Genomic DNA, 13,076 nt, shown 5'->3' with positions numbered 1-13,076 from the left:
CTCCTATGCCGTTCTTTGATCTTGGATCCGATAACCTGTTCATTGCAAACAGCAAAACATAATCTCCTGGTGACATGCCATTCCCCTTGTGCCCCATGATCCCATCAACTATGCCCTTGATACCCAGTGTTTTATCCATTGTAAGTATGGAGGCAGTTGATCCGTAGGAGAGTGATCATCCATGTACGTCCAAAAAGGAAACCTCACAGTTTCATGGTATGGTGAACAGTCAATATACCACGGTGGAATTATAAGCAGTACCAATGATGGAAACAGTATTTCAGTACCTTTTGGTCCCATATCCCTCCAACCCAATTCATCATATTCCATAGATCCAACAATCTCTCCGTCACCCATGAGAATCATAGGAACTCCGCCAGGCGGAGGATGTTGTATAAGGGAATTGCCAAGTATTTTCAATTTCCATAATCTTACATCCCCATATTTGGGTCCTGGTGAGTATTATTCAATCAAAGGATATGTTAAGATAAATGGAAAGATAAATGGTGCTTATCCATCTACATACGTTGGCTATGAAGAAAAATACATAAACTCAAAAGATTGGGGTTACTGTGCAATGAAAACAATAAGATCAAATCAATGCGTGGAATTAAATATACCATATAGGGATCTTATAAATGTTAGGTGCATACGGATGTTCGCTTCCAATATATTTGGAGTTGAAAAGGATCCGAATAAGGCTTACCTGTATACTGCCTTAATCAGTCCAGTCAACAGGACAATTGAAATCTACAATTCCACAGGATTCGCTGTTGGTGCTTACAATATGGTACTTGGTTCGACGTCTGGTATCAATTCTCACTATAACCTTACACTGCATAACCAAAAACTCACACAAATATTTCCCAACGATCAGGGATTTGAGACCACAGTATCATACCTGAATTCAAGCATATCACCAAATTACTTCCTTCTGTCCCCTGATAGACTTTCTGAAAAGGTATATGCACGGGATAATTACACTCCAAATTCGAATCCTCTAACTATGAACGGTTACTCATTATGTGCAGGATCTAACACATATTCATCTAATGGAGTTAACGGGCTGAGGGATCTAATATATTATGGTTTCAAAGCACTTCAAACCTCTTTATCGATAACATCTCCTGAATATGCCATTTTATACAGTATAATAGGTTCCATTATACAGTATTTAGAGAATAACTATTTCCTTAGGTCATTCTCTAATACACATTCTAAAAACTACGGTTCAATCTTGTGTGCTGAATACAGCTATAACTATCGCTGGACAAGTTATAAAGAAATGCATAGGCATTTCTGGGGAATATATACAGGTACAGACTACATAAATGACCTCTCAGCGGGTCACTGCAATTTTACTGCATATCTACTATATTCGGTTTCAATGAAATTGCCAGGCTTTGAAAGTGACAGACCTGTCTGCTCTCATTCTGAATTATATCCATTTTCTATAAGTTCCTCGTACACATTGATGGGCTATTACCCGGTGGTCTTCCATGAATAAAAAGAATAAGAAGATTATTGCAATTTTAGTTGCATTCATAATTCTTGTCAGTTACGTTACCTATTCAGAAATTCTTTCCTATGATAGATCAGCGAGAGTAGAACCAAAGATGCTCACAGAGAAACATATGCTGGATATTTTAGGTTTTCATAATTACACAATATGGTGGTACAGTAATTCATCGAATTTCTCTATAACTTCAGAATACGCCTTTGCAGGCACATATTTGCAGTTATTAACTAATTCTTCCACTTCCCCTCACTTGCAATGTTTTTTTGCAATTTGCGATACTCTGTATATTTTTAAAAACAAAACAAATCCGTTCAGTGATTACAGGGATCACGGATATTTATCCTGGTATTTTCCTATTTTTGAAACGCATTATGAAGTGAATGGAAGTATCAATTTTACATTTTACATACCAAAAATATTACCAAATCCGTTATGTAAACCAAGCAGGTTAGGAAATATGCTATCGCCTCCAGAGGTTTTTTTAGCTGCTCTCAATTTTACGCCAAATAGTGGATATAAATTGATAATTTTCAACGTGCCAGCTTTTTTCCCCAAAAATATGTCAAAGAAATTTACTTTCTATGCAGGTATTGCTGAAAATATCTTCTTAAGTGTAAAGGGCGCAAGCTATGAAAGTATAAAACAACAGGAGGGTTTCTTCATTTAATTCGTTAACATCTATAATGCCATATTTATTACCCTAGACATCTAGTGGTTAAAATGATAAAGGGGCCCCATCAGCATCGGTTAACAGCATTTCGTTGTAGTTGATTCGCCAGGGACAGAGTTACCCAAAACCATGACAGGCACATGAATAGATGTGTCTTTATGTAGATCTATCTAAATTAAAGGCCCAAAAAGGATATAATTATCAGAATCTAAGTGACCATCTGTCATTCCGATCGCCTTTGATTATACAACGCTGTATAACGCTTGTTATACAGCATTATTGAGTTAGAATTTAAAATGACAGCAGACCCAGTAAATATAGGTCTCGCTAAAAGATTATTTACTGAGACCAAGTTTAAAAATTTACGGTATTTCATATTCACTCTAACTATATTCTTTGCTAAAAGGGTTTATAAATTGAAGCTAAATTAAAATCAACTGTTCAAAGCTGTTTTCTTGAATGGATCTTTATTGACCAATTCTAAGATGGTATAAGGGGGTATATAGAACGCTATGTTTTTTAAAGTTAGGTCTCACTATGAAAGTATTTGTGTCCTCTTGATCTTTTAAATAACTCCAAAATCAATATTAAAATATCTCACTTGAGCAGTTATCTTTTTGGACTCAAATTCGAGTTATGGATAAGTTAAGGTATATACATTACATTATATCGTTTAGAGCGCTACTGTTATCAATAAATATAGATTAACCTAACTAAAATTATTTCTCAGAATTTTCATTTTTAGACTACTACTGTTATCATACGTATTATAGCGATACTATGATGATGAAATATGCTATAATAAAAACAGATGAGGAGATTTTAGTCCAATTTCATTTAGTAATTAGAAGTGACTACTTATGTAATAACTATTGTATGTGTAAATGATTTACTTGATTATGATATATTGCTTTTTTATATTATGCAATTAAGATCCAGTTTCTCCTCTGAACATTATTTTACCTTCCCCTAATTCTTTCCCATAATTGGTTGTGAGGGTAGACTATAATCCCTGATTATTCTTATCAGTTTTTCAGGATCACTTTTCAGCTTGTTCATTGTGAGAGTAACCTTGCTCTTCAGATCATTCATGTTATAAGGGCAGAAATTTGGAAGTTCCGGATATTTCATGGCATTCCACACATATTCATCTGGATTGAGGTCATGAGAATATGCCGGAATTCTTCTCGTGATCAACCTGTCATTATGTGTTTCCAGAAAATTTTTCACGGTCCTGCTTCTGTGTATTGTTATATTATCCCAGTACATGTAAATGATTCAGGAATCTGATAATATCATTACTATCCATGCTTCCTTCCTTAATCATGAAATATAGATTTCTGTCAGGTGTTACAGCTGACGTTATTGATATACGATCCATGTTGTCCTTCGTCTTGATTCCTAGCCTACTACCTTTCTGGGCCCATGTCTTCCACATGTTGGGCCTGCTCTGTACTCCCGATTCATCATGGAACAGAAAGGTTGCATTCTTCTCATTCGCCTCTTTCACATATTCAGGATAATTCTTTTCAAGCCACTCCTTCAAGTATTTAGTATTCTTCTCCATAGTCACTACAACCGGGATCTGCCCTGAATAGCCGAGATTTTTCAGAACACGCCAGATATGTGTTGGGATGTACTCAACATCAAATTCCTTCTCTATGACTTCAAATATTCTCTTCAGTTTCTCATTCTGAACCTTTGTCAGTTTTCCCTTTAACCTGGCAGCTTCCTGTGACGTCAGTCTCCATTCTGTTTTAGTTTAACTGACCAGTTTTAAATTGTTCTGCTGTTAACCCCAAGTTTCCTTGATATGACAGATTTCTTCACGCCTTTCTTAGGTATTTCAAAACCCTGCTACCTTTTACATTCCCTGACTTCTGATTTGTCACTGGAGCCGTGTTTTATCATTCCAGTAACTATAATTATCATGTGGAAACATATTATAGTAATATTATTATAGAATGTTAATCATCATATGCATGAATCAATCCAAAGAACAGTAAGTCAATTTGCACTCATCCTTTGTTAAGATATCCCATGTATATCATTTCTAGATTGCACTTCAAAGATTATGGTAGGTGAATGTGTCCATAGTAAATGAGTATCTGAGGAATGGATATCATGGGTATACAGATCAAGAATGCTTGATATAATCAAGCTGGGAAAGGCGATAAAGAAGCACATTTAGGGCAGATTGGTAGCCATAAAATCGCGGCAAAATTCATCTATTGTGGAAGGATTGAACAAAAAGATAAGAAAAGCTTTCAGGTGTTCGTATAGTTTCAAGGCAGAGGAGGATGGGGATTCGATCATATATCTTGTGGCAGGAGGATTGAGATTACCACCAGAATGTTAGAGAGATCCATTATTCTAATTATTTCCAATAACTATATTCGCCTTGATATCTTTTGCTATTCTCTTTGCCTCATCAAGATCCTCTTCGTTTCTTATACAGACATAGTTTTCATTCTTATATTTGTACATATCAAGCCTCTGCTCTGGCCTTGACACCACCTTTACAGCACCCTTGGGAAGTCTTGGTGGAATAAGGGTTACAGTATATCTTAATTCTAGAGCATCCTTTTTTGTGATTTCCTGGTCAATTTCAAATTCACCTTTAAGATAGTCTTCAATATTCACTCTTATTTCTCCTCCATTTATCTCCTCTGATGAAGCTGGCGGGTTCTTCTTTTCCAGTTTACTGGATATCTCCAAGTAATCATTTTTTACATCTCCTAATTTTATACGATTGATTGATTCATATTCCGCCCTATTTTTCCATTCATTGTGTATTTGCTTCAATATTTCAACCTGATCTTCTTTGAGAATGACAGCAGTTTCAAAACCTTCATCCATCCCAAGCTTAGATACGTTTGCGGTCATTATCATGCCTCTGGAACCGTCTATAACCACAGATTTTCCGTGAAGTAACCTATGGCAATATACTTTCGCACCATTTTCTATAATCTCTCTCAGGAAAGGGGCATTTACTTCGTGAGGTCGTGTAAACACAGTAACATCAATTCCACTCTTCGCCTTTTTGATCAATTCCTCCGCTATTACATGTGAAGCTTCGAATGTCCATGATGATATGGAGATCGAACTATTTGCGCTTATGATTAGGTTTCTTAGTTCTTCCCTGATCAGAGTTTCATTGTTTATCGTCCATTTGATTTCATTTGGAATGCTCATAGTAATTGCAAATTCTGGGTGCTCTTTCGCTGCATTAAGACTGCTACTGTTACCAGATGATAAGGTTAAGATCCTTTTTGACACTACCCAAAAACCCTTAATAAACTGGTGGTATAGCTCTATTGCAGCCGATCTTGAAAGTTCAATTGCAATTTCAAGATTTTCATTCATTGCCCTGACCGTGAGATTGAATGTGAACATCATTGCTCGGGGATTAGTTTTTGGATCAGATATTATGAACTTGGAGTGCAGATTTTCTCCGGATTTCAATAATGCCCTTTTACCCAAACGTTTAATAAGTTCAATCCCTGCGTCTTTCCTCTCTTTCCTTGAAAAATCGTCATCATAAGGATCTGGCAGTTGTTGTTCTCCAGAGGTGAGTATGTAGACTCTTGCTCCTCTATGTGTACATTTTTCTATTTCGCTGAAAATATCTGAATCCTGAATAATAAAGCTACTTATACATAAAATATCCCTTGTGGACGATATGATTTCGAGTATTCTATCATGAAGGTTTTGGTCACCAGATTGAAATATATTCTCTTTACCTGAGATCACTGGTTTACTATTTTCACTGGCGGTCCTCATCAACACCGGCCCTATCACTCTGCTCCTGTTGTCTATTACCTTCTCCATCTTTTTTCCTTTCACATTATTCATACCCAACATTCAATACACCTCATCTGTTAAATCCAATGGAGCTCTTAGAAACCAGTATTCCGGTGGAATCAGTTCCTGCGACGTCCCTTCTAGATCATAAAGATAGGCAATGAAACTATCGATATCGGGAACCTTTGGCTTATAAGACTTAAATTTACTGGATATGCTCTCGCAAATCTTTTCATAACCATTCTTGTCCAGAAAATCCTTTATCCCTAATTGAATTAGTTCAAGAGCCCACTTGGAAGCATCAGACTCAGAACCTGGTTGTATTTCCATATCAACAGGATCTATGCTGAAATTCCCAAGATTTTCAATTTCAAGACCTGATTTTGGAAGAGTTTTTATGAAGGATTTGCGTTGATTTCTATCTGTCTCGCCATATTTTACAAGGCAGTATCCCTGATCTAGTGGCCCACCTTTCCAGTCCAGATCATTCTTCTCCTTAAATGACTCCCAAACCTGTTCATATTTGACTGTGTCAGTAATTGATTTGGAAATTTTTAACGTTTTGTTTTTCAACTCCATAACAGAACCTTCCTTTCCAACTGTAACTTGACACAGGTATTTTTCGTCGTTTTTGATCAACTTTACTTTTTTATCAATTTGTTCGATTAGAACTTCCCTATTTTCACCATTGTACCATACCATAGACAACTTACCTGTGCACCTTGAGAGAACATTAGGAGCATCCATCATTTTCTCCTGCTCCCCTTCATTTTGTGAACTCCCTTTATTTTCTCTGTGTTCCCTAATTTTATATGAAATTTGAAGGAAATTGCTTTTAATCAGAGGATCCTCTGTTACATCAATATAATAAGGTCCTCGCTCCGGCATAAATACGTCACCTTTGACGGCTCTCTTTCCTAATTCCGTAAGTTTTCCATCATTATCGATGAATCCTAATTGTTTGTATCTTTTTACTATGTTATTTGCCATTGCAGGAGATTCACCTGGCAACAATTCCTCACTAATCTCTTCCTCCGTAAGAATTCCGCTTTTCTCTGCTAGTTTTAAGACAGTTGAAATATATGGGGCTTCAACCTTTACTCTGACAGTGGCCAGACATTCATATCGCATACTTTCTATTTCTCTTTTCATTATTATTTCTTTACTTTTCACTATTTTCACCTCCACCTTACAAATCAAAACTCGAGTTTATCATAGAAGCAAACTTGTAAATCAGAGTGTCACTGTAACTTTCCTTAGTAAATACCTTCTTATTTCCAAATATAACCAGCTGGTATCTAGCCCTTGTTAGAGCAACATTGATCCTGCTTGGGCTATCCAGAAAACCCAAACCTCCATTACGAACCATTGATAAAAACACAATATCTGCCTCCTTTCCCTGCATTGAATCAACGTTTCCCACAGATATTGAAACCGATTTATCATTGTTGTAGAAGGTTGATCCCTCCTTTTTAAACTCCTTTGTCATTTTGCCTATTAGCAATCTAGTTTGCGGTTTGTAGAAGGAAAGAATCGCAACTGTCCAGTGGCCGTTTTTCTTAGGTTCTCTGCTTGCAAAATCCACGAAAGACTTTAATTCCTGTATTATTTTACTTGCTTCGGCTTCATTCTTATTATGTTCTGGTTTGTCTCGACCACCATCTTTATTATAAACGTTTATCCACACAACTCTTTCGTTGTATTTTTTATAATTCCATTCCCTATCAATTATCTTGGAATCTTTCAACGCTGTGACATTTTGATCTCTGGATGAGTATACCAGAGTTCTTGGATAATAAGAAATTTCAGGATGCATTCTGCACTGGTAACTTAGTCTTGTCCATATATGTTCTCGGTATTGCTCTGGCAGTCCTGATTCCAGTACTGATTCTCTCTGGAACTTGTTAATTTTAGAGTTTCCAAATATAAGGATCTCAATAATTGATGGCAAACACATATATTTTAAGTCTGTTATTTTACGAAAAGTTTTTTCGTCAAAAATAGGATTTTCATCCCACTTCGAGGGAATGAGTTTCTTTATATCTTCCTGATATTTCACGTATTTATCTCCTGAATCCCTCAACTCATAAGTACGGATAAGTCTCCATGCAATTTCCCCAGATAGGGTCTTCTTTTCCTTTCCATGATCATTACGGTCTCCATTCGTTGGTTTTTTTTCCTTGCTAAAAAAATTATACCGGTAGCTTAAAAAATTACTCCATCTTTTTGACTCTTCAAAATAAACCCCATAGGGAAGAGAATCCACAAATTTATCTAATTGATTCTTTCCTATTATGATTATATCGGAACCACCTATCTTTATCATTTCATTTATTTCTTCTTCCTTTTTAACATCAGAGGGGACTTTGTAAATAACTTTGTTTTCCTTGAATGACTCTATCTGTTCTTTAATATATCCCCCCAATTCCAATTCGTTGTCTTCCAACGCTATAACGGTTTTAAGTTCAGTTTTGCTGGAATTAATATTTTCCCTTGCGGTGTATGCCTTAAGGACAATCTTTTCAACATCCTTAATCGGAATATCAACATGTTTTTTGATTTCCTCTTCTAAAATGAACTGAATGCTCTCTTCTATGAAGTTACTGTCGGTATAGGGTGATAATTGCTTTGGATCTCCTGAAATGATCCATTTTCTTGCAAACATGGCGGGTACGAGAAATTCCTGAAAGGTAGTCTTGCTTGCTTCATCTATTATCATTACGTCAAACAAAGGTTTGAATGACTTATCCCTGATGCTTTCCTTTATTTCTGGAAATTGTAAAACACCGAATGAAGTACCACTAACAAGATTTATACTCTCATTAAGAATTTTTTCAAGGAATTTATCGCTTCTTGTGGACTGTAGGTTTCCAATCCATTCATTCTGAATTTCTGTTTTATTTTGAATTTTGAGCATATTTCCAAGCAGTCTCTCTTTGAATTTCTTGATAAATTTATCATATGTTAGATTTAGGATTTTATCCTGTAACTCCCTGTCCATTGGAGCCATACGGATTGGGACTACTATTTCACGGTATTCAATCAGATTTTCAAGTATATTATCAACAGCCACATGAGTTGAACCAACCAAAAGTACTCTTTTTCCCATCATTAGAAGCTGAAGTATTATTTCAGTGATTACTGTTGTTTTTCCCGATCCAGGAGGTCCTTCCACGATCGCAAAATCTTTTGTATATATGGCCTTTTTAACCATATCTCTCTGCTCCGCTAAACCTTCGAATGATGAGTCCTTGAGAACTTTCCATTCTTTAACTACCCCAATATCTGGCCTTTCCCAGTATTTATCTGCGTTCTTACCGGCGAGCCTTAATAATGGTAAATGATGAGGTTCAGGTCTGTCCTTCAATTTTTCTAGTGCATCAATTTGCCTTTGTATTGACCAGTCATTAAGATCAGGAACTACTTCTTCCATTTTTGGCATTGAGTCCAATAAAAGAACACGCTTTTCCTTAGACGATTCCAATACTTTCAATCGAGGCTCATTCTTCTGTTCTCTGGAATTATAATATTTGAGTGCTGTGACTTCTCCATCAAGGATCCTGTTCATAATATATTCCGCATATTCTTTGTCTTCTGGCTTTACCTTTGGAGAAATAGATATTTTAACTTCATAATTCCCATTATCAGCATATTGTTCCTTTTTAGTGGTGTTCGAAAGTGCCTTAATTTGAAATATTGCCAATCCTTCTTTTTCCCTTGTTACCTTCTTATAGTTTGTCAATAACTTGAAATAATCGTGGAGTTTTTGGGGAGAACTTTCCTTTAACGCCTCTCCCTCTTCACCTAGATTATAGTAATATAAATCTTCCTGATGATCATTCCTAACTTTATTTCTCTCACCGTTACTTCGGATCCCCTCTCTTCCTGAATTTGCCCTCCCGCTATCATTTGGATATGAACTATTGATCATTCGACACCACCTCTTACATTTCCATTTGTTATGAATTTCTTCAATTCCGCAGTATCATATATGAATATCTCATTCTGCTCTTTCACGGAATATTTTCCTTTAACAACATAATGGATGGACTCCTCACTGAAAATGGCTGCAATTGCCATTTCTACTGCCATCGGATTGGTACCTCCTGTAATGCCAAAGTATATTTTTGCTCTAGGAAATTTCCTTTTCAATTCCGAGTATCTACAAGAGATTATATAAATACCCGTGATAAGACTTTCTTTCGTAAATGAAGGAATTAACTGAATGTTGTAAGTACCTTCAAAGTCAGACATGGTGATCACAAATTCTGCTACTTCATCTTTCAATTCTACTGACGTAAATAATTCCATATGAATGGGATTAAATTTTTCAATTACCTTCAATATGTGACCTGTTGAATGTCCAACAAGTAGAAGGTGAACCGAATTAGCTGTCTTTTGTTTTTTAACTTTTACATCACCCATTTCATTTGACATATATATTCTCCATTCTCGAGTATTTATTCACTCAGTATATGTACATTTTGCTTTCTGTGAGGTTTATTGTAAAGAACGTTCAGATTTCGTTCTATAATGTAAACTTCTCCAGAACGGAGAATTGATACAGTTAAATTCTTCAGTTTATGTAATGTCGGCTCATACCTTGTTACAGGAAACATATCATTAGTGACGATGGCGACCTCATAACCTGCTGAAATGAGTGATAGAGATCTTTTCCAAATCAATTCATCTGCGGTTATTCCGGCTGGGCAGAGATATACGATTTCATCCTTGATCGCTTTTTCAAGGTTGCTTTTGTCATCTATTCTGTACATTATACTCGCATCCACATATATTTCTACTGCGCTATAAGTTTCCAGTAGCATATTGTAGGCTTTCATTATATCGGAAAATTTACCCCTTTGATGCCTCTTCCTTATCATTGCTATGTTCATTCCGTCAATAATGGCATAACTTTCTTTTCTTCTCGCCATTTCGCAACTTATGGTCACTTTAACAATTGCCTCCTCTTGATTTTCACGTTTTTCTGTATTAAGATTTAACTCGTTCATGAATCATATAACCTTATTGGGTATATACAATTAATTCGAAATAATTTCCTTTTTTGGAAATTATTATATCGATCAATTGAATCATTAATGGTCGGAATGAGTGAAATGAAACAAAAGGAGGAAATCCATATATTTTCAGCTGGAGAGAACATTGTTAAGACATTTAAGTATGCTAATAAAAAATTCCACATCGCTCGGATAATTGTCTTTAAGGAGATTGGGGAAAAATTAGATAAAGATCAAAAAAAAATTAAAGCCATTGAAAATGCAATCGATGAACTAGGAAAGATATCAGAATATAATGGCATAGAGTTTTCAGTAGAGAAAGTCGGGATGAATGATCCTAAAGATTTAATGGAGAGGATAATTGAGATAAGAAAGAAATATCAGGGGGATGACCTTTACTTCAATTTAACCTCAGGAAGAAAGGTCATGTCGTTCTATCTTTACACTATGGCTATCTGGATAGATGGTTTTCCGTATTATGTAGACCTTTCAGGTGAAGTTATTCAGTTCGAAATCCCTAAAATTCAAAGAGAAATTCTGATGAAAAAACCACAATATGTGGATATATTAAGAATTGTTAAGGATAAGGATGGAGGGCTGGGAAATGGAATAAGATATAAGGAAGTTTATGAAACACTTCAAACTGCTCATAAATATGACAGAAATACCAAAAATGGAGAAAAACGAAAAATTACGCCTGGTACATTCTCCAAATGGGTCAGCGAGATGATCGAAAAGGATCTGCTAAAAGATTTTTACTTGGAGAATAACCATAAGGTGAAATATGTAAGTATTACAAACAATGGAATTTATGCGCTGAAATTTTTCAGGGAATTATGATCAATGTTAAATTTCAAAATATATACTAATTCTCAGAGGATTTTTAATTACCACCAATAAAACTCCTTAATATTTCTTCATGAAACACGTGTTTTACTTTATAACTGATCTCTTCGTGGAAGTTCTCAGAAAAAATAAAGAAGGTATTTTAAATTATCCACCTGCATTTTCAAAGGATTCAATAGACCGGAATACCTATCTCAACATCTGTATGATCTATGCATTAATAATTCCTAAATAGGTGAAGGGCAAAACATACGTTATGGGAATGTGTAGAAATAGAGCGGGGAAATAGTGTAGTTCCAGGTTATTGAAATAGATATACCATTCTAGAAAAAATCAGTTCATTTAAAGTCTAAAGATAAAGGATCAGGTAAATCAATTTATTATAAGTGTATGGTCACCTTAATCAGATTAATGTTGATGATTTTCTTTGAGAAGTAAGATATTTTTTATGGATCTTTACAGTGTTTAGTAGCAAAGATTATCCAATGTAACTACTAAGGTATGGAAGATTACTCTTCTACGGTCAAGGATAAAAGTTGTGTGTACTGATCTGGAGTCAGATGGACATTTTTATACCTGTCAGGATTGAAGTCTGAAATCTCGCTGCTTAGCTCTCCATATGAAAGATATTTTGAGTATAGCCTGAATCCAGAAAAATGGTAGCAATATTCCCATGAACTTTCAGATTTATCACCACATTCAGGAATTTCTCTTTCAAAACCGTCGTAAAGGAGAATCGCATCGCCAATTACATACCATTCGCCCTTATCCTTGAAAGAAAATAGCATTATATCACCAGTTTCTAATTTAGGGCTATTTCTTCTCCAATGCCTTTCCCAACTTGCGTTGAACATCATTGTTTTGCTTACATCATCTGCGAATTGGCTAATACCAAGTTTTCCTACATGCTCTTCGGTATGTGGCGCTATAATGATCTTCTGATTTACTGCCATATATGATTAACACGTCATCACATTATAACCTTTCGTTGAACAACGTGCAAACCTTTCATCTTCTAAAACGCAAACGGAAATGCCCTTTATTAATAGATTCATTAGGGAGGGCAAGGTCATAGCGTACCAAATGTTGTGTATTTATAAAGGATACCTCCTTTGGAACATTTCCTTAATCTCATCAATGCATTTATAATATCCCCTCAATGATCTCATAGACCATTTATCATTTATCTCTGCTGCTCTCAGATAAATGATCTTCATTG

At 35.6% G+C, this 13,076-nt stretch carries 9 protein-coding genes and 2 pseudogenes; 3 read left to right on the top strand and 8 right to left on the bottom strand.

The window, feature by feature from the left end; all coding sequences use genetic code 11:
- Positions 1 to 181 precede the first annotated feature (181 nt).
- Both ACNF42_RS07750 and ACNF42_RS07745 read left to right on the top strand, forming a co-directional pair.
- Entirely contained in the window at positions 182 to 1,507 is a 1,326-nt protein-coding gene (locus ACNF42_RS07750) for a hypothetical protein (RefSeq protein WP_443340182.1), read from the top strand.
- On the top strand, positions 1,500 to 2,186 hold the full coding sequence (locus ACNF42_RS07745; protein WP_443340181.1) for a hypothetical protein: 687 nt from the start codon (positions 1,500 to 1,502) through the stop codon (positions 2,184 to 2,186). The genes ACNF42_RS07750 and ACNF42_RS07745 overlap by 8 nt, the downstream gene beginning before the upstream one ends.
- A 972-nt stretch (positions 2,187 to 3,158) precedes the next feature.
- Here the strand turns inward: ACNF42_RS07745 and ACNF42_RS07740 are convergent.
- From ACNF42_RS07740 to ACNF42_RS07715, 6 genes and pseudogenes are all read right to left on the bottom strand, one after another.
- Positions 3,159 to 3,864 (bottom strand): annotated as a pseudogene (locus ACNF42_RS07740) (IS630 family transposase).
- A gap of 698 nt (positions 3,865 to 4,562) precedes the next feature.
- Positions 4,563 to 6,053 (bottom strand): phospholipase D-like domain-containing protein, encoded by a 1,491-nt coding sequence (locus ACNF42_RS07735; protein WP_443340180.1) that lies wholly within the window; start codon positions 6,051 to 6,053, stop codon positions 4,563 to 4,565.
- Positions 6,054 to 7,166, bottom strand: coding sequence for a hypothetical protein (locus tag ACNF42_RS07730; RefSeq protein WP_443340179.1), 1,113 nt, complete (start codon positions 7,164 to 7,166; stop codon positions 6,054 to 6,056).
- A gap of 16 nt (positions 7,167 to 7,182) precedes the next feature.
- On the bottom strand, positions 7,183 to 9,924 hold the full coding sequence (locus tag ACNF42_RS07725) for an AAA domain-containing protein (RefSeq protein WP_443340178.1): 2,742 nt from the start codon (positions 9,922 to 9,924) through the stop codon (positions 7,183 to 7,185).
- On the bottom strand, positions 9,921 to 10,430 hold the full coding sequence (locus ACNF42_RS07720) for a hypothetical protein (protein WP_443340177.1): 510 nt from the start codon (positions 10,428 to 10,430) through the stop codon (positions 9,921 to 9,923). Before ACNF42_RS07720 ends, ACNF42_RS07725 begins: the two co-directional genes overlap by 4 nt.
- Positions 10,431 to 10,453: 23 nt before the next feature.
- The gene (locus ACNF42_RS07715; RefSeq protein ID WP_443340176.1) at positions 10,454 to 11,005 is read right to left on the bottom strand and encodes a hypothetical protein; all 552 of its coding nucleotides are present in this window, start codon (positions 11,003 to 11,005) and stop codon (positions 10,454 to 10,456) included.
- Positions 11,006 to 11,101: 96 nt separating this feature from the next.
- On the opposite strand from ACNF42_RS07715, the gene ACNF42_RS07710 reads away from it, so the two are divergent.
- Positions 11,102 to 11,851: a hypothetical protein gene (locus ACNF42_RS07710; RefSeq protein WP_443340175.1), complete on the top strand. Its 750-nt coding sequence runs from the start codon at positions 11,102 to 11,104 to the stop codon at positions 11,849 to 11,851.
- A gap of 515 nt (positions 11,852 to 12,366) precedes the next feature.
- Here ACNF42_RS07710 and ACNF42_RS07705 read toward each other — a convergent pair.
- Both ACNF42_RS07705 and ACNF42_RS07700 read right to left on the bottom strand, forming a co-directional pair.
- Entirely contained in the window at positions 12,367 to 12,810 is a 444-nt protein-coding gene (locus ACNF42_RS07705) for a hypothetical protein (RefSeq protein ID WP_443340174.1), read from the bottom strand.
- Positions 12,811 to 12,951: 141 nt separating this feature from the next.
- Positions 12,952 to 13,076: pseudogene (locus ACNF42_RS07700) on the bottom strand (IS256-like element ISFac8 family transposase); the annotation flags it as partial.

This window comes from Cuniculiplasma thermophilum (genome assembly GCF_052315355.1).
In the GTDB taxonomy this organism is placed as follows: domain Archaea; phylum Thermoplasmatota; class Thermoplasmata; order Thermoplasmatales; family Thermoplasmataceae; genus Cuniculiplasma.
Note: the sequence above shows the minus strand (reverse complement) of the source record. Positions and strands in the feature narration are given on the sequence as shown.

Bases quoted from the DNA above. Each gene is read 5' to 3' on its own strand.
- ACNF42_RS07750 (WP_443340182.1), top strand. From the start codon at position 182: ATGTACGTCCAAAAAGGAAACCTCACAGTTTCATGGTATGGTGAACAG.
- ACNF42_RS07735 (WP_443340180.1), bottom strand. From the start codon at position 6,053: ATGTTGGGTATGAATAATGTGAAAGGAAAAAAGATGGAGAAGGTAATA.
- ACNF42_RS07745 (WP_443340181.1), top strand. From the start codon at position 1,500: ATGAATAAAAAGAATAAGAAGATTATTGCAATTTTAGTTGCATTCATA.
- ACNF42_RS07710 (WP_443340175.1), top strand. From the start codon at position 11,102: ATGAGTGAAATGAAACAAAAGGAGGAAATCCATATATTTTCAGCTGGA.
- ACNF42_RS07725 (WP_443340178.1), bottom strand. From the start codon at position 9,924: ATGATCAATAGTTCATATCCAAATGATAGCGGGAGGGCAAATTCAGGA.
- ACNF42_RS07720 (WP_443340177.1), bottom strand. From the start codon at position 10,430: ATGTCAAATGAAATGGGTGATGTAAAAGTTAAAAAACAAAAGACAGCT.
- ACNF42_RS07705 (WP_443340174.1), bottom strand. From the start codon at position 12,810: ATGGCAGTAAATCAGAAGATCATTATAGCGCCACATACCGAAGAGCAT.
- ACNF42_RS07715 (WP_443340176.1), bottom strand. From the start codon at position 11,005: ATGAACGAGTTAAATCTTAATACAGAAAAACGTGAAAATCAAGAGGAG.